21 protein-coding genes are annotated in these 20,740 nt (G+C 61.2%); 8 read left to right on the forward strand and 13 right to left on the reverse strand.

Annotation, left to right across the window (positions count from 1 at the left end; genetic code table 11):
- Window positions 1-43: 43 nt before the first annotated feature.
- Window positions 44-676, forward strand: coding sequence for a TetR/AcrR family transcriptional regulator (locus tag GOEFS_RS22445; RefSeq protein ID WP_007317755.1), 633 nt, complete (start codon window positions 44-46; stop codon window positions 674-676).
- Between the two features lie 111 nt (window positions 677-787).
- On the opposite strand, the gene GOEFS_RS22845 is transcribed toward GOEFS_RS22445, so the two are convergent.
- Entirely contained in the window at window positions 788-1,096 is a 309-nt protein-coding gene (locus GOEFS_RS22845; protein WP_007317756.1) for an RCC1 domain-containing protein, read from the reverse strand.
- Between GOEFS_RS22845 and GOEFS_RS09875 the strand changes: the two genes are divergently transcribed.
- The gene (locus GOEFS_RS09875) at window positions 1,045-2,172 is read left to right on the forward strand and encodes an epoxide hydrolase family protein (RefSeq protein ID WP_050949861.1); all 1,128 of its coding nucleotides are present in this window, start codon (window positions 1,045-1,047) and stop codon (window positions 2,170-2,172) included. The two genes, GOEFS_RS22845 and GOEFS_RS09875, sit on opposite strands and share 52 nt — an antisense overlap.
- Here the strand turns inward: GOEFS_RS09875 and GOEFS_RS09880 are convergent.
- Window positions 2,155-2,787 (reverse strand): hypothetical protein, encoded by a 633-nt coding sequence (locus GOEFS_RS09880; RefSeq protein WP_007317758.1) that lies wholly within the window; start codon window positions 2,785-2,787, stop codon window positions 2,155-2,157. The genes GOEFS_RS09875 and GOEFS_RS09880 overlap by 18 nt on opposite strands.
- Before the next feature lie 262 nt (window positions 2,788-3,049).
- Here GOEFS_RS09880 and GOEFS_RS22850 point away from each other — a divergent pair, with 262 nt between their 5' ends.
- Together GOEFS_RS22850 and GOEFS_RS09890 are read left to right on the forward strand one after the other, a co-directional pair.
- Complete coding sequence (locus tag GOEFS_RS22850; protein ID WP_007317759.1) at window positions 3,050-4,015, forward strand: enoyl-CoA hydratase/isomerase family protein; 966 nt, start codon at window positions 3,050-3,052, stop codon at window positions 4,013-4,015.
- A gap of 334 nt (window positions 4,016-4,349) precedes the next feature.
- Window positions 4,350-4,979 (forward strand): LGFP repeat-containing protein, encoded by a 630-nt coding sequence (locus tag GOEFS_RS09890; RefSeq protein WP_007317760.1) that lies wholly within the window; start codon window positions 4,350-4,352, stop codon window positions 4,977-4,979.
- Between the two features lie 174 nt (window positions 4,980-5,153).
- On the opposite strand, the gene thiD is transcribed toward GOEFS_RS09890, so the two are convergent.
- Window positions 5,154-5,945, reverse strand: a complete 792-nt coding sequence (thiD, locus tag GOEFS_RS09895; protein ID WP_007317761.1) for a bifunctional hydroxymethylpyrimidine kinase/phosphomethylpyrimidine kinase — start codon at window positions 5,943-5,945, stop codon at window positions 5,154-5,156.
- A gap of 21 nt (window positions 5,946-5,966) precedes the next feature.
- Window positions 5,967-6,428, reverse strand: a complete 462-nt coding sequence (locus GOEFS_RS09900; RefSeq protein ID WP_007317762.1) for a MarR family winged helix-turn-helix transcriptional regulator — start codon at window positions 6,426-6,428, stop codon at window positions 5,967-5,969.
- Window positions 6,429-6,532: 104 nt separating this feature from the next.
- On the opposite strand from GOEFS_RS09900, the gene GOEFS_RS09905 reads away from it, so the two are divergent.
- The gene (locus tag GOEFS_RS09905) at window positions 6,533-7,726 is read left to right on the forward strand and encodes an MFS transporter (RefSeq protein ID WP_007317763.1); all 1,194 of its coding nucleotides are present in this window, start codon (window positions 6,533-6,535) and stop codon (window positions 7,724-7,726) included.
- A 136-nt stretch (window positions 7,727-7,862) separates the two neighbouring features.
- On the opposite strand, the gene fadD5 is transcribed toward GOEFS_RS09905, so the two are convergent.
- On the reverse strand, window positions 7,863-9,467 hold the full coding sequence (fadD5, locus tag GOEFS_RS09910; protein WP_007317764.1) for a fatty-acid--CoA ligase FadD5: 1,605 nt from the start codon (window positions 9,465-9,467) through the stop codon (window positions 7,863-7,865).
- A 153-nt stretch (window positions 9,468-9,620) separates the two neighbouring features.
- Between fadD5 and GOEFS_RS09915 the strand changes: the two genes are divergently transcribed.
- Both GOEFS_RS09915 and GOEFS_RS09920 read left to right on the forward strand, forming a co-directional pair.
- Entirely contained in the window at window positions 9,621-9,950 is a 330-nt protein-coding gene (locus GOEFS_RS09915; protein ID WP_040524864.1) for a rhodanese-like domain-containing protein, read from the forward strand.
- Window positions 9,951-10,093: 143 nt separating this feature from the next.
- Window positions 10,094-10,816: a DUF4189 domain-containing protein gene (locus GOEFS_RS09920; protein WP_007317766.1), complete on the forward strand. Its 723-nt coding sequence runs from the start codon at window positions 10,094-10,096 to the stop codon at window positions 10,814-10,816.
- A 6-nt stretch (window positions 10,817-10,822) separates the two neighbouring features.
- Here GOEFS_RS09920 and GOEFS_RS09925 read toward each other — a convergent pair whose 3' ends face one another.
- From GOEFS_RS09925 to GOEFS_RS09960, 8 genes are all read right to left on the reverse strand, one after another.
- Window positions 10,823-11,896, reverse strand: a complete 1,074-nt coding sequence (locus GOEFS_RS09925) for a sulfate/molybdate ABC transporter ATP-binding protein (RefSeq protein WP_007317767.1) — start codon at window positions 11,894-11,896, stop codon at window positions 10,823-10,825.
- Window positions 11,893-12,714 carry an ABC transporter permease gene (locus GOEFS_RS09930; protein WP_007317768.1) on the reverse strand — a complete coding sequence of 274 codons (822 nt, stop codon included), beginning with the start codon at window positions 12,712-12,714 and terminating at the stop codon, window positions 11,893-11,895. Before GOEFS_RS09930 ends, GOEFS_RS09925 begins: the two co-directional genes overlap by 4 nt.
- Window positions 12,714-13,475, reverse strand: coding sequence for a molybdate ABC transporter substrate-binding protein (gene modA / locus GOEFS_RS09935; protein WP_007317769.1), 762 nt, complete (start codon window positions 13,473-13,475; stop codon window positions 12,714-12,716). Before modA ends, GOEFS_RS09930 begins: the two co-directional genes overlap by 1 nt.
- A complete protein-coding gene (locus tag GOEFS_RS09940) occupies window positions 13,472-13,873 on the reverse strand; it encodes a TOBE domain-containing protein (RefSeq protein WP_007317770.1) in 402 nt (133 codons plus the stop codon). Before GOEFS_RS09940 ends, modA begins: the two co-directional genes overlap by 4 nt.
- A 70-nt stretch (window positions 13,874-13,943) precedes the next feature.
- Window positions 13,944-14,948, reverse strand: a complete 1,005-nt coding sequence (locus GOEFS_RS09945) for a zinc-binding metallopeptidase family protein (protein WP_040524865.1) — start codon at window positions 14,946-14,948, stop codon at window positions 13,944-13,946.
- 47 nt (window positions 14,949-14,995) lie between these two features.
- Entirely contained in the window at window positions 14,996-17,593 is a 2,598-nt protein-coding gene (locus GOEFS_RS23930; RefSeq protein ID WP_007317772.1) for an MFS transporter, read from the reverse strand.
- A 41-nt stretch (window positions 17,594-17,634) separates the two neighbouring features.
- Window positions 17,635-18,441 (reverse strand): YceI family protein, encoded by an 807-nt coding sequence (locus GOEFS_RS09955; protein WP_007317773.1) that lies wholly within the window; start codon window positions 18,439-18,441, stop codon window positions 17,635-17,637.
- A gap of 8 nt (window positions 18,442-18,449) precedes the next feature.
- Window positions 18,450-19,277 carry an MSCRAMM family protein gene (locus GOEFS_RS09960; RefSeq protein WP_007317774.1) on the reverse strand — a complete coding sequence of 276 codons (828 nt, stop codon included), beginning with the start codon at window positions 19,275-19,277 and terminating at the stop codon, window positions 18,450-18,452.
- Between the two features lie 304 nt (window positions 19,278-19,581).
- Here GOEFS_RS09960 and GOEFS_RS09965 point away from each other — a divergent pair, with 304 nt between their 5' ends.
- Entirely contained in the window at window positions 19,582-20,697 is a 1,116-nt protein-coding gene (locus GOEFS_RS09965; protein WP_007317775.1) for an alpha/beta hydrolase, read from the forward strand.
- The last annotated feature ends 43 nt before the right edge of the window (window positions 20,698-20,740 follow it).

Consider the following 20,740-nt stretch of genomic DNA (forward strand, 5'->3'; position numbering starts at 1 on the left):
AGGACGACCGTCCTAAGAAGTGATTGGGGCTAATCTATAAGCAATGTCTCAAAAGGTCAACAACGACGAACAGCGCCTCGCGCAACGCAACTACCGCGGTGAATCTGCCGCAAGCAGACGGGCACACCGCCGTCGAGCGCTACTGGAAGCCGGCCGGGGGTTGTGGGCGTCCGATGGTCTGGACAAGGTCAGTGTCCGCAAGGTTTGTGCCGCAGCGGGTGTTGCCGACAGATACTTCTACGAAGAATTTAACGGAATAGAGGCGTTCACCGCGCAGGTAGCGCGAGCCGCCTACCAGCAGCTCTTGGAGCGCATGACAGCTGAGGCAACAGCCGTCACCGGACCGGTAAAGGCACAGCTACGCGCCGGCATGGCCGGCTTCATTCTTGGTGCTGTCGCGGACCCTTCGGTTGTTGCGGTGTTGGCGACTGAGACTCCCCGACGCCCTGACCTGCGAGCTGAACGGCACGCAGCTCAGGAAGCGATCGCTCAGTACATCCAGGCGTCACTAGGTATCACCGAGCCAACTCCACAAAGCGCCAGCCGAGCACTGTTCGCCGTCGTCGGTATCACGGGACTCATTGAGCGCTGGTACGACAATCAAGATCCACAGCACCTCGACGAACTAACCGAGTTCGGAGTATCCGTGTGCCTCGACCTAATCAGCTCAACATAAGCGCGCATCCAGATATAAGTATGTCGGCGATGACCGCACGTCCGTGGCGTGCGGGGTGGGCGATGTGATGCCCGCGCTGATCTACTCCGCCGTCCGCCTCCGCCTGCTACCTCACCACAACCGCCAGCCGTCCACCGCGCACTGTCCATCATCATTGTTTCCGGCCGCGAGTACATGGCCGTCGACGCGCAGTCCGAGGGTGTGTGTTGACCCGGCCGCGATGGCTACGACGTCACGCCATGATTCGACGTCGCACTGTCCTCGATCGTTGTTGCCGACGGCGCGGACGCGCCCTCCTGATTCAATTCCGACTGTGTGATAACTGCCCGCGGCAATGGCGACCATGCCACGCCACAGACCGACGTCCGCTGTTCCCGCATTGCGATTGCCGCTCGCTAGGACTCGGCCGTCGCCGGTCAAAGCGGCCCGTCTATCGTCCCGCCCCCGATCCGCGCCGATGGGATCAAGGCGTTCCCCGTGCTGACCTTGCCGATATCGTGAATTACTGGCGCACCGGGTACGACTGGCGATTGTTCGAAACGCGGCTCAACGAGATCGGTCAGTTCCGGACAACGATTGACGGCTTGGGGATCCACTTTCTGCATCGCCGATCGACGCGCGCTGATGCCACCCCGCTGATCCTGACCCACGGCTGGCCGGGCAGCATTGCTGAGTTCATCGATGTGATTGCCGAACTGACCGAACCCAAGGATGCGGGCGCACCAGCGTTTCACGTCGTCGTTCCGTCCTTGCCGGGCTTCGGCTACAGCGACAAACCAACCAGCACCGGTTGGGGGACCGAGAAGATCGCAGCCGCCTGGGTAAAACTCATGGAAAGGCTCGGCTACCGCAGATTCTTAGCCCACGGCGGTGACTGGGGAGGCGTGATCACGACGATCCTCGCGGGCAGGTTCCCGACGCATGTTCTCGGGATCCATTCGGCACTTGCGCAAGCGCCGCCAGGATTGACGACCGACGGGCTAACTCCGATCGAGCGGAGATGGACCGAAGAGACCCGCGACTTTTGGCGACTGCGCGCGGCATATGCGAAGCAGCAAGCCACTCGGCCGCAAACCATCGGCTACTCCCTCGTCGACTCACCGGTTGGTCTGCTCGCCTGGATCCTCGACAAATTCGCGGAGTGGACGGACACCGACGATAGCCCGTTCGAATTGATTTCCAGAGACCGAATTTTGGACGATGTCACGTTGTACTGGTTGACACGAAGCGGCGCGTCGGCAGCGCGTATCTATTACGAAAGCCACGACTCGCTTGATCCCGACCTTCGGGTTGATGTTCCGTCGGCAATCACGATGTATCCCCGGGACATCGAGAAGTGTCCGCTCCCCTGGGCTCGGGAGCGTTATCGACAAATAGTCCGCTGGACCACGCCCGAAACCGGTGGACACTTCCCATCGCTCGAAGTACCCGAATTCTTCGTCAAGGATCTTCAGGAGGGGTTTGCGGCAGTGCTGGACTCACATACCGCCGAGTGACCCCGACGATGAACCCCAGTCGAGCGAACCGTTGCCAGGCGACTTGGTCTTACAACCGGTAACAACGAGTTTGACTGGGTTCGGTAGCCGATCGGCTGTCTGCGGTCCGGTCTTCACGCGGTAGTAGATGGTTTGGGTGCCCGACGTCGACGGGGTCGGAGGCGCAGGATTCTCCACAGTCTTGAGATTGACCGTCGTTGTGCTGACAAAACCGTCAGGCTGGGCGGCACTGTTGTACGGCACGCCACTACCCCAATGAGTCACGCCCGCACCAAGTTCCGAATGGAGCGCCGGCGTGCCGACCCACCTTGCGATCGGCCACGGCACGCCACTGGTATACCGCCAGGGCGGAGTGACCGGTAGGCCCGTGTCGCTCGCGCCGGCGTTAATCCAGGTGTCGTTGGCTTCTTGTTCAAACCACCAATCCGGTTGGAAATACGAGGAATTGGTGTAATTGGTGAGAGTGAAGGTCGCCGTACAGTCCGCATTGTCCTTCGCGGTCAACGTGATTCCGCGTCCAGCGGCGTCAGCGCTAACGCCGGAGGCGAACACGGCGGCTGTGACTCCCGCAATCGCAATACCGGTCACCATGCTTCGCAGGATTGTGCGCCTCATCTTCGTCTCCTTCTCGCGCCGACCCGTAGTCGCCGCCACGCTAACGCTGTGTGACGTACACCATAGTTTGCCCGTCTCGCTCATGGTCGCCAGATCACGAAACTGCCAACCGGATTTCGACCTTCACCACGCGAATTTCTTGCAGTACACCGATCGGTCTACTACTCTCGGCGGTGCAGGTTACCGACCAGTAGTCCGACTCGGAGGCGGCCGACTCCTCCAGTTCAGAGCCATACGGACGACCAAACAAAAGGATCTTGGTATGGGCAATCGACCGAACGCTGCGGATCTCGAACTCAACACCCTCACACTCCGTCAGGACGGACGAGTTCTCACCGCTTACTTCAATCAACCACCACACCATTTCGTGACCATCGACTTCGTGCGCGACCTCGACGCCCTAACTCGTGCGGTTGATAAGGACCCCAGCATTGGTGCGTTAGTGCTCACCGGAACCGATAAGAACTTCTTGACGCACGCCGACCCGGACGGGATTCAACCGCTGACTCGACTTCCGCATTTGCCAGGGCGGTTGCTCACCCCAGCGATCACCGCACAGGATTTCATCGCCCGATTGCCCGGAATAGTCGCACTACTCGAGAAGCTCGGTACCACTGCCTCGACAATCGCGTGGGGTGTGCGGTGGAAACGAACAATCCTGCGAATGAATCGCTCTCGCGTCGTTTACATCGCGGCGATCAATGGGCCAACGACAGGTGGTGGCCAGGAGATCGCATTGGCTTGCGATCTGCGTTATGCCGAGAATGCCGAACACGTTCGGATGGGACAGATCGAACTTCTCGCGGGTCTGATCCCAGGCGGCGGCGGCACACAACGGCTGCCGAGCATTATCGGCTTGGGCAAGGCTGTCGAGTACATACTCGAAGGGGCCACATTCTCCGCGCAGGAGGCATTCGACCTGGGGATTGTCCATCATCTCGCCACGCCGGGCGCCGTCCTCGCCGCTGCCCAAGAGACCGCGACACGACTGGCGCGCAGGTCGCCGACCGCTATCGCCGAAGCAAAGCGAGCACTGTATTTCGCATCCCGAAAACCCCTGTCGATCGGTTTGGACATGGAACTGGCTGGATTCGTATCGGCGGGTTCCACCAAAGCGTCGAAGCATATTCACAAAGCGTTCGACGAGGATCTACGACGACTCGGTGCATCTCCGCTCCTCGAAGTGGAATCCGAATGGCGAACAGGGACACGAGTCGATCAAACCTGAGCCGACTAGTGCTCGCCAATGCAGCAGACCCCCGGCGATCGGCCTTGAATAAGGGTGCGAAGACAGCCAACACATCCCGGCTCGGTACAACGAATTGGTAACGAATGCCCAGTCCGCTCAGTTGCTCCACAGAGTGCTCTCCGCTGGTAAACAGCTTGCGGCAGATGTCGAACCAGGGCGTAATGTCCGTTACGTCCTTTAATGTGCCGCTTATTCGATGCTTCGCTGCTTTCGAAAGCCGCATCTCCAACCGAGATTCCTGGTTAGCTCAAGGCGGTGCGCGTTTCCGTGCCACCGTGTGCGTTTAGTTGCTCTCAGAAACCGAAAGGGAATCATGAAGCAGATCATTCGACGGACAGTCGGCGCCGCTGCTGCCGCCTCCATCGCCGTCCTCGTCGTCGCAGGTTGTAGCGATGACAACGACAGCTCGGCTGAATCGTCGGCATCGTCGGCAGTCGCATCGGCCACCGACTCGGCAACGTCCTCCGGATCCGCGGATGCGTCGGGCGAGAAGTCGTCGGTGGAACTCACCGCCGCCGACGGCACCAAAGTGACGCTGTCCGGCGCGGTCGCCGCAAAGTACAGCGCGGCAACCGATAAGCAGAAGACCGACCTGGGCAAGCCGAAGACCGGCGATGACGCATCAGGTACCAGTGATAGCGGCGTAGTGTTCCAGCAATTCGACGGTGGTGTCATCACCGCGAAGAATGCTGACGCTGGCACCCCGGCCTACATCACGTGGGGCAAGATCCGGGACGCGTGGAACGTCAAGCGTGACGAGACCGGTAAGCCTTCCGAAGAGGGCAAGGGTGGCTCGAACGGCCCGCTCGGCACCGCCACCAGTGATGAGACCGAAGAAGGCACCGTCAAGACGTCGACCTTCGAACACGGCAAGATCACCTGGGACTCCAAGACCGACAAGGTCGAGGTGACCGTAAACGACAAGGTCGTGCCGGCTAAGTAGCGGCTCGTTCCTACATCATCGCGCCCCACTCGCCTCGGCGGGTGGGGCGCGATTGTTGGTACCCGTCGCAGACCGGAACGAATCTCTCTGCTGCTATGCGGCTGCTACCGGATAGCGATCGAAACCCGCACTGTCGCAATATCGTTCAAATTTGCCCACGTGCTCTTGCGAGAATCAGGCGCCCTGCCACACGGTATCGAATGGTGTATTCGCTGAGATTCGCCCGACGATTCCCGCCGTGGTCAGATCTTTCGCCCGCGACACGGCGTCGAGCACTTCGGCGCCCTTTGTCAACTCTGCTGTGATCGCCGCCGCGAGAGTGCAACCAGCACCCGAGACTCGTTCCTCGCCTACTTTTGGTGAGCGGAATATGGTGATATCGTTTCCGTCGAATACGACGTCGACGGCGTCGTCACCAGGCAGTTCCACTCCCCCTTTCGCCACGACGTAGCGAGGGCCCAGATCCGCGATTCGCCGAGCTGCCTGCGCCAGATCATCAACGCTCGCAATCGAATCCATGCCCGACAGGGTGCGCGCTTCAAACAGGTTTGGTGTGACGACGGTGGCCAGCGGCAAGATCTGGGTGCGCAGCGCGTTGTCAGTGTCTAGCGCGGCGCCGGGCTCCTGCCCTTTGCAGATCAAGACGGGATCAACGACGACATGGCGCCAGGACTGCTGTGCGAGCGATTGCGCAACTGTATCGATCGTCGCCGGCGTTCCCAGCATGCCGATCTTCACGACGTCGAGCGTGTGTGCCGCGGTAGCTGCCTCGATTTGATCGGCGATAACCTCGGGAGCGATCGGCACGAACCGGTGTCCCCAGCCGTTTTTAGGATCGAAGGACACAATGCAGGTGATCGTGCCGACGCCGTATACGCCCAACTGTTGAAAGGTCTTCAGATCGGCTTGGAGTCCGGCGCCGCCCGTCGCTTCCGAACCGGCGATGACATACGCGAGATTAACCATGCTTCCCAGGCTATCGGCCGTCTACTTCGCGGAGGTTGCTACCGTCGGCAACTCATGCAATGCCCGTACCAGCGGCGCCAATTCGGGTGTGCCGCAAGCTGAATCCAAGGCGGCTTCCAACGTCGCGTCATGTGTTGGCCGGGACTGTTCCAACAACTCGCGCCCCTCATCGGTCAGTTCGGTGTAAATCCCCCGCCGGTCATCGGCACACAGGTAGCGCCTGGCGAGGTGACGCTCTTCCAGCCGGTTGACCAATCGTGTTGTGGCACTTGAACTCAACGCTGCGGCGCGGGCCAATTGCGCCATCCGCATATGCCACCCGTCCTGCCGGTTCAACGCATCGAGAACGGTGTATTCGACGACGGACAGTCGATGCTCACGCTGCAGAGCGCGTTCAAGCTCAGTGTCCAAAAAGCCGTGCAAGGCCGCGAGCGTGCGCCAGCCCTGGGACCGAATCTCCACTGCATCGTCGGCAATACTCATGCGTCAATGCTACCAGCTTGCGCTTCTAGCCAGCGCGTGCAAGTATTTACAACGCGTCTGCAACTAATGCAGACGCGCTATATCTTGTCACGAAAGGATGAGCAATGCCTATCGGCCTCCTCGCCCTCGCCCTCGGCGGCTTTGGGATCGGACTCACCGAGTTCGTCATCATGGGTCTACTACCGGAGGTCGCCGCGGACTTCGGCGTCACCGAATCGGTTGCCGGGTACTTGATTTCGGGATACGCGCTGTCCGTAGCGATCGGCGGAGTCGCCCTCACCGCGGCCGTCATCCGCTTTGACCGCAAACGTGTGTTGATGGCGCTGATGGTCCTGTTCATCGGCGGCAATCTGCTGTCAGCCTTGTCGGTGAACTATGAGATGTTGCTCGGCGGTCGTATCCTGGCCGCGCTATGCCACGGCGCGTTCTTCGGCATTGGTGCAGTGGTCGCGGCGGACATGGTCGCCCCCGCTAAGCGCGCCGGTGCGATAGCCATGATGTTCGCCGGATTGACCATCGCCAACGTCCTCGGTGTTCCCTTCGGGACTTTCCTCGGCCAGCAACTGGGCTGGCGTTCGACGTTCTGGGCGATCACAGTTATCGGCGTGATCGCTCTCGTCGGTATTGCGATCCTGGTGCCCGACACCAGAACTGGCGACGATGCCGCGACGCCGAGTCTGCGGACCGAGATCACCGCGTTCCGTTCGCCGCAGGTCTGGTTCTCCATCGTCATCACGATCCTAGGCTTCGGTGGGATGTTCGGCGCCTTCACCTATATCGCCTATACCCTCACCGATGTCTCCGGATTCGCCTCGTCTACCGTGCCGTGGCTACTCGTCCTGTTTGGTGCGGGCCTGTTCATCGGCAACTACTTCGGAGGCAAGGCGGCTGACCGCGCGTTGTCGACGACACTGATCGCAATCCTCGCCACGTTGACGGTAGTACTGGTCGTCTTCGCGATCACCGCAGGCAGCCAGATCATGACCATCATGTCGCTAATTCTTATGGGCGCCTTCGGATTTGCCACTGTCCCTGGCCTGCAAATGCGAATCATGAACTACGCATCGACCGCCCCCACCCTCGCGTCAGGTGCCAACATCGCAGCGTTCAACGTCGGAAACGCGTTGGGTGCGTGGGTCGGTGGCCTGACCATCGGCGCTGGCCTTGGTTATACCTCACCGATCTGGGCCGGTGCCGCAATCACCCTGTTGGGTCTGTTGGTGCTGCTGTTCGCGACCAGCCGTCGTCAGCAAAACGCCCATATCGACGACGACAGCACTGCACTCGCGCTCCACTGACATCGGGCCAACCCAAAATTCTGGCAACTGTTCTCCCCGCGAGGGCAACTTGCCCTTGAGGAGAGGGCAAAATCCAGAATTTTGGTAGTACGGGCGGCCGAACTACCGGAAAGGTAAGCCGCGCAACGGATTGGGTTCAGTCGGACAGGCCGGCATCCTTGCTTCCGTACGCATCTCGCAGCCGCGGCTTGACCACTTTGCCGCCGGCATTGCGCGGCAACTCGTCGATGATGATCAGCTCCTTCGGCTGCTTGAACCGAGCCAGATTCTCGTCGAGGTACGGTTTCAGATCCTCGAGGGACAGTGTGTCAACACCGTCGAGCACGACTATCGCGACCGGTACCTCACCCCACTTATGGTGTGCGCGACCAATAATCGCGGCCTCTTTGATCGCCGGATGCCCGAACAGGACATTCTCTACCTCGGCGCTGTAGATATTCTCTCCGCCGGAGATGATCATGTCCTTCGCGCGGTCGACGACGTAGAGGAATCCCTCGTCATCTTCTCGAACCAAGTCCCCCGAATGAAACCATCCGCCACGGAACGCATCCGCGGTCTCCTGCGGTTTGCGCCAGTACCCTTTCATCAGATTCGGTCCGCGATAGACGATTTCACCGATCTCGCCGGGCTTCACGTCGTTCATTAACGGGTCGACGATGCGGGCGGTAACCGACGGCACGACTTTTCCGATCGAACCCATCTTGCGCTGTGCGTCACGCCCGTCGAGCAAGCAGGTCACTGGCGACATTTCGGTCTGTCCGAACGCGGTCATATTCGACGCCGTCGGAAAGTTCTCATTCATCGCGCTTAGCACCGAATGAGACGCCGGCGCTGCTCCCCAACTTATGTTGCGCAACTTGAGATTTCGAGGTCGCCGTTGCGCGGCCGCACATACCGCCTGCCATTGGGCCGGCACCATGAACACCGACGTCGTACCTTCTCGCTCCAAGGTGTCGAGCATGGTGTCTGCGTCGAAAGCGCCCAGTGGATGGATCACCGCGGATGCTCCGAGATAGAAGACCGGCGCGAACGCCGCGATCCCCGCGATATGAAAAAGCGGCGGAACAACCGAAGCGACGTCGCCGCGGCGGTGTTCGGTCGCGCTGATCGTGGTCATCGCCTGAGCTTGCACATTCGTGTGAGTGAGCATGGCGCCCTTGGGGTTTCCGGTTGTCCCAGAGGTGTACATGATGAGGGCGACTGTCTCTTCGGGAACATCTATTTCCGGTAGGTCCGAACTGTCTTCGGTGACTAGGCTCTGGTAGTCGAGGTGCGCGGGGTCATCGGTGCCGCCGTCTACGACGATGATCGTCTCGATTGTTCCCGTTGATGCCGCAACCGCGTCGGCGAGCGGCGTCAGCAGTTGCTCGGTCAATAGCACCCTCGCCCCACTATCGGCGACCAGATAGGCCACTTCAGCCGGACTCATGCGGATGTTGACCGGCACCGGGATGGCGCCGATGAGATTGGCCCCCAGTACTGCTTCGATATATTCGGTCCGGTTGAGTAACGCCATCAACACCCGGTCGCCGAATCTGACTCCCCGGCGATGTAGTGCCGCTGCGAAGCCGCGCGACCGCGTATCGAGCTCGCGCCACGACGTCGCGTGGTCTAGATATTTGATGGCAACTTCGTCGGGCTTCATGAACGAATGCCTACGTACCTGGTTGTTCCAATGATTGCGGCGCGAACGGAGCGGTTCGGTTGCCAGGTCATTCGTCGAGTCGATGGGAGCGGTCATCGAAGATTCTCCTTCACGTCGTTCGCGAGGTATCTAACCGGAGCGGCTACGGTTGCGAGGGTAGTCTGCGAGCATGTCCGACAGGCCGCCTTTCAGTCCAACGGTGGCTTTGCTCGCGATCGCACTCCCCCAGCGTCTCGCACCGGCAGCCTCATGAGTTTTCGCCACTACCTCCGTCGGCCACCGGCGGTGAGCGCAGCCGACGCTCTTGCGCTGGTAGCGCAGGGAGCGCTCGTCATCGACGTACGCCGTGACTTCGAATGGAATCGAGTCCATATTCCGGGCGCCGTACATATGCCACTGGAGGTACTGCCCACCCGGTGCCTCGAGCTGCCCGACGATCGGCTTCTCATCGCGTTCTGTACTGGCGGCATCCGATCCGCGGGCGCCGCGAACTTGTTGGTGGAGAACGGATTCGATGCAGTGAATATGAGCGGCGGGCTGATCCATTGGCGATCGGCGGGCGGGTCGCTCACCGACTGACTCAGCGCGGCAATATCGTTGGACTAATCTAGCGTTGGGCCCGAAGGAGCAACTGTGATCGATCACGAAGTGAAGCTGGTCTTGTCGACCAGGATGAATCTAAAACTCCGCGCGGCGGCGCTCGACAGCCGGGACCACTGACGATGTCGTATTACCCCGGGCAGTCGCCCTCCCCCGACAATCAGCCGAACAGTCAATGGCCGGGAAATCCGGGCAATCAACCCCAGCAGCCGGGCCCTCAGTTCGGCACCAATCCCTATGGAGCGCCCCAATACCCCGGTGGGCCCCAATATCCAGGCGCGCCACAGTTTCCGGGCGGGCCGGGCAATCCGCCGCCGCGCCCCGGAATGTCCACCGGCGTCATCATCGCTATCGCAGCGGTGGTGGTCGTGGTGGTACTGGGGATCGTTGGCGCAATCGCCGTACTCGTGAACCGGGGCCATGACGACGACGCCACGCCGTTGGCATCGGGATCATCGACGTCGACGACAACGACCACGGACTATTCGAGCTACTCGACTACCGAAACCACAACAAGCACGACCACCACCGTTGCCCCGCCGATAACCTATTTCGGCGCGATCGCGATCTCGCGTGATACCGGAAGCGTCGGCTACTCGATAAACAATCGGAGCCAGGGCGCAGCTGACACCGCAGCACTTGGCCAATGCGCGGACGCCACATGCCAGGTGGTGAGCCGCTTCTACAACGGGTGTGGCGCGGTTGCCCAATCGCAGGCAAATCTCTACTGGGGCTGGGGGTGGGCGTCGACCCGGCAAGAGGCGATCAACCAAGCGATTTCACATGTACAAGGCGCACAACCGAAGTTGTTGACTGTCCAATGCACCCTCAACGCGGGCGGCTGACAGACGTCAGTAGACACGCACGGCACTGGCTTTGACGGCCAGCCACACGTGAGAACCTACTCCGATTCGCAACTGCGCCAATGCTTCCCGTGTCAATTCGGCGCTCATTTCCTGATCGGCGAATTCGGCACGGAGCAAGAATCGATCCCCCTGCGGAACGACCTGCGAGACGGTGGTGCGGTAGACGTTGCGGAAACTCGCATCGGTCGGTTCCGACGTAGCCACCACCACGGCGTCGGGTCCGAATACGGCGGTCGCACTCGTGTTGACGCGCACCGGTTCGGCCGCGAACCCGGCGACTGAGACTCCCGGCCCGACCACCGCCGCGCCGTCCCAGACTCCGGACACCAGATTCAGCCCGGCCAGACTTGCGGCAAACGAGTTCGCCGGTCGATGTAGTACATCTGGTACCGGCCCGCGGTCGGCCACCCGGCCGTTGTCGAATACCAGAGCGTCGTCGGCGAGTGTTACCACGTCAACGACGTCATGCGTAACCATGATTGTCGTCTGCTCACGCGCGGCGAGGAGGTCGCGCAATAGGGCTCGCAGCCGCCCCGCGACGTCCACGTCGAGCGCACGGAATGGTTCGTCCAACAACAAGATTCGTGGCTGCGCGGCCAACGCCCGCGCGATCGCGACACGCTGGGCCTGCCCGCCGGACAGCTGGGAGGGCTTGCGGTCGGCGAGGTCTGCCACTTCACAGGCATGTAGCCAGCTGGCTATAAGATCGTTCACCTGTGTTTTCGATAGTCGCTGAGCGCGGGGCGCGAACGCCACGTTGTCCGCGACGCTCAGATGCGGGAAGAGGCGTGCGTCCTGGCTCAGCAGGGCAACATTTCGGCGATGCGGGGGCACTGCCAGTCCAGGGCCCGACAGAATGTCGTCGCCGACAGCCACGCTGGCGACATCCGCGCGCAATAGCCCGGCCAGCGCGCGCAGCAGCGTCGTCTTTCCCGCACCATTTGGGCCAACAACGGCCGTCGTCCGGCCGCCAGCGAAGGTGTGCTCCAAGTGGAGCCGCGGCAGGCGATTCTCAATCCGCACAACCACATCCGCGGTATCGGTGGTGGTGACCGTCATAGCATTCCCCGGCCGATGCGGCGGCGAGTATGAACCGCGACCACGACGATCAGCGACAGCAGGACAAGCACTAACGACAGTGGAATGGCCGACTGCGGATCGTCGATCTCCGCCATGTAGATCGCCAGCGGGGCGGTCTGAGTGGTGCCCGGCGCATTACCGGCGAACGTGATCGTGGCGCCGAACTCTCCCAACGCTCGCGCGAATGCCAGCACAACGCCCGCGAGCAACGATGGCGCGATCAACGGAATCGTCACGCGCGCCAACGTACGCGACGGGCTGGCACCCAATGTCGCCGAGACCTCCTCATACTTGGTCCCGGCGACTCGCAGCGCACCTTCAACGCTGATCACCAAAAACGGAAGTGCCACAAAGGTTTGCGCGAGCACGACGGCCGTCGAAGTGAACGCGATGTCGATGCCCGCTGAGCGCAGCGGCTGGCCGATCATCCCCATCCGGCCGAAGGTGTAGAGCAACGCGATACCGCCGACAACCGGCGGTAATACCAACGGCAGCAACACAAGTGAGCGAAGCACACGCGTGATCACTCCGTCGTGGCGGGCGAAGGTCACCGCCATCGGCACACCGAGCACCACGCAGAGAATCGTCGACAACGTGGCGGTACGTAGCGACAACAGGAGCGCCTCACGCGATGACTCCGACCACACCTGACTGAGAAACTGGTCCCACGGCGTCTGCGACACCAGTGCGATCGGCGGCACGACAATGAGCGCCACCCCTGCCGCCGCTGGTAGATACAACCATCCGGGCAGGCCCGTGGCAGAGCGAAATCGCAACCCGCCCAGGGCTTTCGGCATCAGGGCTTGCCGAAACCGGCGTCTTGCAGGACCTTCTGGCCGGCCGGACTCAGTACCGCGTCGACGAACTCTTTGCCCACTCCGTCATTGGCGCTGCCTTGCGTAACGGCGATCGGATAGGTGTTGACCACCTTCGCGAACGCGGGATCCACCACGGTAGCCACCTTGTTCCCGGCGCCCTTGGCGTCAGTCACATACACCAGCCCGGCATCGGCTTGGCCCGACGTCACCTTGGTCAGCACGGCGGTCACCGACTGCTCCTGCGAGGCGGCGCGGATGGTGATGCCGGTGTTCTTTTCGACCGTGTCGGTCGCATTGCCGCATGGCTGCGCCGACTGACACACGACTGTCGTCACGCCTACCTTGTTGAGATCGCCAATCGAGTGAATTCCCTTGGGATTTCCGGGCGCGGTAACGATGACCAGGGTGTTCGTCGCGAAGACCTTCGGATCGTTCGCCTTGTCGCCGAGCTTGGCCATATTCTTCTGATCCGCACTGGCGAACACATCGGCGGGGGCACCCTGCTTGATTTGATTGACCAGGGTCGATGAGCCGTCGAATGACAAGGTCACCTTGACACCCTGGTGAGCCTTCTCGAAATCGGCGGCAATGGTGGTGAAAGTCTTCTTCAGCGATGCCGCCGCATAGACGTTGAGGGTCGTCGGTGGGGCCGACTCCGTCGATGCGGCGTCGTCGGTTGACGAGCATCCTGCCAGCAACAGAGCGGCCGCCACGATCGCCAAGGCGAACAGCTTTTTCATTTCTCGTCTCGTTTCGTCTCAACGATGACGGTTGTGGCCTTCACAACCGCTGTGGCGACCGACCCCGGTCGCAGAGACAACTCAGTTACTGCTTCGGCACTCATCAACGACGTGATCTCGAAAGGACCACACTGCATCCGAACCTGTGCCATCACGCCGTCGACCCGAACCTCGGTAACCAACCCGGTGAACCGATTGCGCGCCGACCGCAGTATTCCGTCGTCATCCTCCGGTGCCGCCGCGCGTTCTCGTGCCAAGTTCGCGAGTTCCGCCCCGTCGACTGATGCCGCGCCATCTTGTCCCGTCGTGGCCAGCCGCCCACTGGCGATCCATCGTCGGACAGTGTCATCACTGACACCGAGAAGTTTGGCGGCGTCTCGCACCTTGATCGCACCCACGCGTACATGATGACCTATGACCAGCGATTGCGTGCAATCAGGACCGAATAAACCGCGTTTGCGACTGAGGTTACTTCTCTGAGGTGACCAACCCATGTACAAAACGGATCTTGGTGATCACTGCGTCGGCAAGCACAAAGGGGTACAGATCGGGTTGCCCCATCGACCTGTTGATCTGATTGAGCGACCAACTCAGTGGCAGCCACCAGTCGATGATCTGGTCGAATCCGACGTCGCCGGAGAGGTCGCTGTCCAGTGTGGAATCTGCCGGTGCGAGCGCGAAAGCCGCGGCGGTATCGAGGGTGTCGCGGATGTGGAGGTAGTGCGCGAAAGTCTCGGCGAAGTCTTCGGCGGGATGCATCGTGGCATAGGAGGACACAAATCGGTCCTGCCATCCGGCCGGGGCGCCCTCCGAATAGTGCCGATCAAGTGCGGCCTGATAGTCCTGCGTGGCATCGCCGAAGAGTTCGGTGAACAGTTCCTGGTCGGCATCACCGACGAGCACGGTCTGGTAGTAATGCCCGATCTCGTGTCGAAAGTGACCGAGAACCGTTCGGTAGGGCTCGGCCAATTCGACACGCATCTGTTCCCGGTGAACATCGTCGCCCTCGGCGAGGTCGAGTGTGATGAGGCCGTTCGCATGACCGGTGACGACGGGCTCCGTACCGCTCGACAGCAGGTCGAATGCGAGACCCGCGTCAGGGTCGGTATGTCGCGAGACAATCGGCAGTCCGAGTTCGACCAGTTCGAAGATCAGGCGACGCTTAGCCGTCTCGGCTTCGCCGAATTCCGCCAGCGCAACGGTGTCTTCATCGGACGGCCGGGTTCGAGTGAGCGTGCACGATTCACACAGGCCGCCGAAATTCGACTCGTCAACCAGCCAATTGCATTGCGCTACCAGGAAATTCGCGCAGCGGACAAATGTGCGTCCGTCCACCAGAGCTTTACCGTCATCGTCGAGCACGACGATGCTCCGATCATCGAGCGACACTCCCAATGAACTCTGACAGTGCAGACACAGACTGTTTTCAAAGACGAGTCGCTGGCCGCAGGATTTACATCGGAAGTCGCGCATCGACTACAGCTTAGCGAGTTAGCGCCGGCTCGCCAGTCGAGGTGTGGTTACGACAGCGTCGACCCCTGCCAGGTGCCTAGCACGATATCCACGACATTCGGCTCTCCGGCAACGATTCTCACCGATACCGCCTTGGGCTGCGAAACGCTCGCGACGATCGTGAAAGTATCGTCGGTCAGACCTTCGATTCGATAGCGACCATCCTCGTCGGTGCTCACCGAAGCCACAATTGTTTGGTCGGGCCCGAGCGCCGACACGGTGGCGCCCGCCAATGGTGTACCGCCCGGTCCGCGCACATATCCTTGCACGCCACCGATCGCGGACAGCACGATCTCGATATTCGCCGATGAATCGTCAACTGTCACAAGATGACTCGACGGCTGATAACCCGGCGCCGACGCCGTTACCGCCAAAACCGCACCAGACACCAACCCGTTGATGGTGAACAGTCCATCGGAATCGGCGTGTGACGAGGTTACGACCGCGCCTGATTGGTCGGTGACAATGAGATTCGCCGACAATGGCCGCTGCGCGTCACGGACCCGTCCGCGAATCGTCGCGCCACCACTTAGTTCGAAGTCACGTCGCGCCACGGCCTCCCCGGTCAGCGACACCCCGATGGCGCGGGGCTGATGCCCGGGAGCGGTCGCGATCACGGTGTAGGTGCCGTCCTCGAGGTCTCGCACAGCATAGGAGCCGTCGGAGTACACGCGTGCCGTTCCGGTCTGACGTCCACGCAGGTCGGTGACGGTAATCGCGACACCCTCGATCATTTGGCCGTCGACGGCTGTGAGGCTGCCGACGATCCGAGCTCCATCTCCCGGCTGCGCCAACGGAACCTCGTCAACCAGGGATGCCGGGGTGCCTATGCCGGCGTCGGATGCCACTGCGGCGAGTTCGGCGCCAACCGTCTCTGGAACAAGAGCCCGACGTCTCGGACCACCGGTGAAGAGCGACGCGATTGCGCCCAGAACACAGCAGATCAGGGCAAAGGTGAACGCGGCGCTCAGGCCGTCGGCAAATGGGTCGCTGATCAGATGTGGAAAGAAGTCCAGACCGGTCAGATGATCGATGCTGCTCTGCGGCAATCCCTGTAGTGCCTGCCCGCCGACCTGTTGTATCGGGTTGTAGCCGAGGAAAGCAGCGAACAAGATGCCGACGGTCGGCAGATGTGCGATGCCGTCCGCGGGTGCGGCGGGCATGCCGTTGGTAGTCAATCCGTCGTACATCGCGGTTGGCAACGTCGAACTGAGACCGGCGATCATCAGCGAGAAGAACACGCCGATAGACAGCACCATCGCGGCGTTCTGGAATGTCGTCATCATGCCGGCGCCCGATCCGCGTGAGCTGATCGGCAGCGAGTTCATCACCTCGGCACGGTTCGGCGAGGCGAACAGACCCATCCCAATACCGTTGATTAACAAGATGATTGCGAAGACGACATAGTTGAAGTCGACTGGGATGGCGATCAGCGCGGCGAAGGTTCCCGCGGTGATGAGCATGCCCAGCGTGGTGAACCATTTGGTGCCCAACCGGTCGGACAACGCGCCAGAAACCGGTGCGCTGAGCAGGAAGCCGATTGTCATGGGCACCATGTAGATACCGGCCCAGAGCGGTGTGCGCGAATAGTCGTATCCGTGCTGCGGCAACCAGATTCCCTGCAGCCAGATGATCAGGATGAATTGCAAGCCACCGCGGCCGATCGACGCCATCAGGTTCGCGATATTGCCGTATGCGAACGACCGGTTCTTGAACAGCGACAACTCGAAAAGCGGGCTGTCGACCTTGGTCTCGATGAACACGAAGATCGCCAGCATGATCACGCCGCCGATAAGCCCGGCCATCACCCAGGGGTTGGTCCATCCCATATTCGACGAACCGTACGGCTGGATGCCATAGGTGATCGCGATCAAGATGGCGATAAGCCCGACGGCGAACGTCAGATTGCCCCACCAGTCCATCTTCGCGTGCCGGCGTTCGCCGATGTCATGGAGTTTGAGATAGGCCCAGATAGTGCCGACGACACCGAATGGCACGGACACCAGGAAAATGTAGTGCCACTGGATCGGCGCCAGCACGCCGCCGATGAGCAGGCCGAGGAACGATCCGGCAATCGCGGCGACGCCATTGATACCCATAGCGAGGCCGCGCTGGTTCGCCGGGAAAGCATCGGTCAGGATCGCCGAGGAATTGGCCATCAGGAAGGCACCACCGATGCCTTGGATAACACGCCAGAAGATCAGCCAAATGGCGGCCTCGGCGCCGTCGAACCACGTTATGGCCAGAAAGATCGACGAGATCGTGAAGACCGCGAAACCCATGTTGTACATTCGGGCGCGGCCGAACATATCGCCGAGGCGACCAAAGCTGACGACCAGAACAGCGGTGACCACCAGAAAGCCCATCATCATCCACAGCAGATAGCTGGTGTTCTGCGGTTCGAGTGGGTTGAGGTTGATGCCTTTGAAGATGTCCGGCAGCGCGATAAGCACGATCGACGAGTTGATCGTGGCGATCAGCATGCCCAAGGTGGTGTTGGACAACGCGATCCATTTGTAGTGGGGACCGAGTTCAGTCAATGAAGTCTGGCGTGACCGTTTTACGCGGGCACCGCCCGCGGTCTCGCCCGCTGTGTCAGTCGACATATTCGCCTCTCAAAACTATTGCTGCTTAATACTTTTGGCGCTCAGTCAGCCACGCGGACCGCTTGGATATCCAGATTCACTCGCGCCGTGCCACCGATCTGTGCGACGCCGGACAGGAGCTTGTCGTCGAAGCTGATCCCAAAGTCGTTGCGGTGCAGCGAACCTGTTGCCCGGAATCCGACCCGGCGACCACCCCACGGATCGTCGACCTGACCCAAGTAGCTCAGTTCCAACTCGACCGGCACCGTCGTGCCACGCAGCGTGAGTGTTCCCGACAGTGTCCATCCCTCGTCGGTCGCGGGATGAATATCGCCGGCGTGAAACTGAGCCGTCGGAAACCCCTCGACGTCGAAGAACGCCTTCGACCGCAAGATGTCGTCGCGCATGCTGTTGTCGGTATCGATACTGCCGGTGGCGATCTCGGCGGTCACCGACGATCGCGTGACGTTGTCGGCCACATCGATCGATCCACGGAAATCGCCGAAACGTCCACGCACAGTAGAGATTCCGAGGTGACGGACACTGATCTCGATGGTCGAGTGACCGGCATCGATCTCCCATCGCCCGGCCTCCGGTGCGGGCGCTCCGCCCGCTCGCACCAATGCGATCTGTCCCAGCGTCACCGGATTTCCGTTCACTATCGCCACCCGTGCGGTCGGCTGATATCCGGGTGAGGTCGCGACGACGGTGTAGGTGCCGGAATCGAGATCGCTGACGGCGATCGCACCGTCTACGTCGGTGCGAGAAATGCTGTGCTGCAATCCGGCCGCGGACATGACCGTTACTATGGCGTCGGTCAGCGGGTCCCCACCAGAGGTCGTGATCCGCGCCGCGAGATGTGTTGACATATCGACTCCTATTCCGCCGCGCCGAGGGTGAACTCGTAATTGACGAATCGCCCCGGCTCGATGTCGATGGTCGTCGCCGACGGTGCGTAGCCGCTAGCGATCACGGTGTAGTCACCAGGTTCGACATTGGTGAAGATGAAGCGTCCGGAAGCATTGGTTACCGCGTTTGCGGTCATCGTGCCGCTGCTGTCAACCAGACTGACCTGGCTGTGCGGCACCGGCGCCGCGCTCGGCGACCCGTCTGTTACCTGACCGGATAGTTCGGCCGCGGTCTGGAGCGCGGTCTCGACGACGGCCCCTGACGCCGCCGCATAGGAAACCGACTCGGCGGCCGGATCGAATCCGTCGGCAGTGACGATGAGTGTGTAGGCACCATCGACAATGCCGCCCACCGCCCACTGTCCGGTCGCGTCGGTGGCGGTAGTCGCGACAACCTGTCCCCGGTGATCGACGATTGTGATCGCGGCTCCGGAGATCGGTCGCATGGACGCGCCGTTGGTTACCTGCCCGGCGAGGCCGGCCGAACCCGACAACACGATCTCGATCGGAAGGGCGCTCGCGGCCGCGAGCACGGTGGCGGCGGCTGGCTGGTGGCCGTCGGCGGAAACGACCAGTACGTACTGTCCTTCGACGAGCGCGTGGACGGTAAAGGTGCCCTCTGTCGAGGTGACGGTGTGCGCAGCTTGCCGTCCGTCGACATCGATCACGGTGACAGTCGCCGCAGCGACTACGCAGCTATCCGCGCGGCGGACCACTCCGGTGATCTCGGCGTATGCGCCGGTTGGCGTCACGTTGTCACCAAGATGGCCGTTGTGCCCGTTCACGCCCGGTGTCATGCTGCGCTCCTCTTGAATCAATTGCGGCCGCCGATCACGACTCGACTATCTAGCCGTAACAGAAATATAGTTGCTAGTAGCTAACTGATTACTTCGATACTCTAAGCGCCTTGCGGCGCGACGTCTTCACCGGGGTGCTGTGATGCTCACGACAGCGAGTGTGAAAAGCGTTGCAAATAGGGCGAATTCGGTCGTTCATCGACCGAATTGCGCGTTATGACTTAATCGAATCAGGTCGAGACCTCGTCTGCGTGGGCGCTCGCCGACTCCCCCGCCTCAGCGTCGAGCCATTATTCTGGGCAGCATGGTGATGGCCGATCGACCCGAAGTTCAGACCGCATCCGCGCCAGTGACCGCGCTTACCGTTGTCGGGCTCGGCCAGAGCCTCCTTAACGGACTCGCGCGAGTGCCGTTCCGGCAACCGTGGCGCGGTCCGGCTGGGCTACTGGACAATGTCGGACAGTCGGTGACGCGCCAGGTAATTCGATCATTGATGGGCTATTCGATGGGGCTTCCCATCGAGGAGTTTCGGTCGATGGAGAAGATCCTCGACGAAATCTGCCGCCTCGTCATTCCGCCGTTCGTGAATATCACCGACGATGTTGAGATCACCGATGACGTCGTGGGCGGGGTCCCCGGTATTTGGTGCCGCGCCAAAGCGAGTTCGGACGCCCACGTCGACGACAACGCCGACAAAGCCACCATCAACGCGACCGTTCTGTACCTGCACGGCGGGGGTTACATCGGAACCTCGCCAATCATGTACTCGGCCTTTGCCGCTTCGCTGGTCAGAATCACCGGCTACGAGGTGTTCATCGCCGATTACCGAATGGCGCCGGAGTTTCCGTTTCCCGCAGGCGTCGTCGATGCGGCCGATGCCTACCAGGGATTGATCGACCGAGGCGTCGACGCTGACCATCTGGTCGTCGCCGGCGACTCCGGTGGCGGCGGGCTGGCGACTTCTCTGATCTCCTTCCTGCACGCGCGCGATATCCCAGCTCCCGCCGCGCTCGCATTGTTCTCCCCCGAAGTAGACCTGGCGCTCAACCAGCCGTCGGTGCTCGACAATGCCCCGCACGACATTTTGCCGTGGAGTGTTCCGGTGACTCCGTACTTGCAGGGCGTCTCACCCAACGACGCGCGCGTGTCGGCTGCCTACGCCGATCCCGATCCCGACTGGTTTCCACCGACCTTCGTTTGTTGGGGCTCCGATGAAATGTTCCGCGACGGCATCCGAGAATTCGTCGAGCGCCTGGAGAAGGCCGGCGTACAAGTCCACGCGATGGAAGAGTTCGGAATGTTCCACGTCTTCCCCATCCTGATGCCGTGGGCCGAGTCGTCGAAGCGGGTTTTTCGGGCGCTACACGAGCTTTCGTCGGACCATGTTGAGCCGGACGAGGACGCGCAAGCGACGCACTAGGGCGTCATCTATCTACGAGATCGTATCCACGAGATCGGCCATT

Source organism: Gordonia effusa NBRC 100432 (assembly GCF_000241305.1).
In the GTDB taxonomy this organism is placed as follows: domain Bacteria; phylum Actinomycetota; class Actinomycetes; order Mycobacteriales; family Mycobacteriaceae; genus Gordonia; species Gordonia effusa.

Bases quoted from the DNA above. Each gene is read 5' to 3' on its own strand.
- GOEFS_RS09915 (WP_040524864.1), top strand. From the start codon at position 9,621: ATGAGTTTTCGCCACTACCTCCGTCGGCCACCGGCGGTGAGCGCAGCC.
- GOEFS_RS09920 (WP_007317766.1), top strand. From the start codon at position 10,094: ATGTCGTATTACCCCGGGCAGTCGCCCTCCCCCGACAATCAGCCGAAC.
- GOEFS_RS09925 (WP_007317767.1), bottom strand. From the start codon at position 11,896: ATGACGGTCACCACCACCGATACCGCGGATGTGGTTGTGCGGATTGAG.
- GOEFS_RS23930 (WP_007317772.1), bottom strand. From the start codon at position 17,593: ATGTCGACTGACACAGCGGGCGAGACCGCGGGCGGTGCCCGCGTAAAA.
- GOEFS_RS09900 (WP_007317762.1), bottom strand. From the start codon at position 6,428: ATGAGTATTGCCGACGATGCAGTGGAGATTCGGTCCCAGGGCTGGCGC.
- GOEFS_RS09930 (WP_007317768.1), bottom strand. From the start codon at position 12,714: ATGCCGAAAGCCCTGGGCGGGTTGCGATTTCGCTCTGCCACGGGCCTG.
- GOEFS_RS09905 (WP_007317763.1), top strand. From the start codon at position 6,533: ATGCCTATCGGCCTCCTCGCCCTCGCCCTCGGCGGCTTTGGGATCGGA.
- thiD (WP_007317761.1), bottom strand. From the start codon at position 5,945: ATGGTTAATCTCGCGTATGTCATCGCCGGTTCGGAAGCGACGGGCGGC.
- GOEFS_RS09960 (WP_007317774.1), bottom strand. From the start codon at position 19,277: ATGACACCGGGCGTGAACGGGCACAACGGCCATCTTGGTGACAACGTG.
- fadD5 (WP_007317764.1), bottom strand. From the start codon at position 9,467: ATGACCGCTCCCATCGACTCGACGAATGACCTGGCAACCGAACCGCTC.
- modA (WP_007317769.1), bottom strand. From the start codon at position 13,475: ATGAAAAAGCTGTTCGCCTTGGCGATCGTGGCGGCCGCTCTGTTGCTG.
- GOEFS_RS09965 (WP_007317775.1), top strand. From the start codon at position 19,582: ATGGTGATGGCCGATCGACCCGAAGTTCAGACCGCATCCGCGCCAGTG.
- GOEFS_RS22850 (WP_007317759.1), top strand. From the start codon at position 3,050: ATGGGCAATCGACCGAACGCTGCGGATCTCGAACTCAACACCCTCACA.
- GOEFS_RS09955 (WP_007317773.1), bottom strand. From the start codon at position 18,441: ATGTCAACACATCTCGCGGCGCGGATCACGACCTCTGGTGGGGACCCG.
- GOEFS_RS09890 (WP_007317760.1), top strand. From the start codon at position 4,350: ATGAAGCAGATCATTCGACGGACAGTCGGCGCCGCTGCTGCCGCCTCC.
- GOEFS_RS09945 (WP_040524865.1), bottom strand. From the start codon at position 14,948: ATGCGCGACTTCCGATGTAAATCCTGCGGCCAGCGACTCGTCTTTGAA.
- GOEFS_RS09880 (WP_007317758.1), bottom strand. From the start codon at position 2,787: ATGAGGCGCACAATCCTGCGAAGCATGGTGACCGGTATTGCGATTGCG.
- GOEFS_RS22445 (WP_007317755.1), top strand. From the start codon at position 44: ATGTCTCAAAAGGTCAACAACGACGAACAGCGCCTCGCGCAACGCAAC.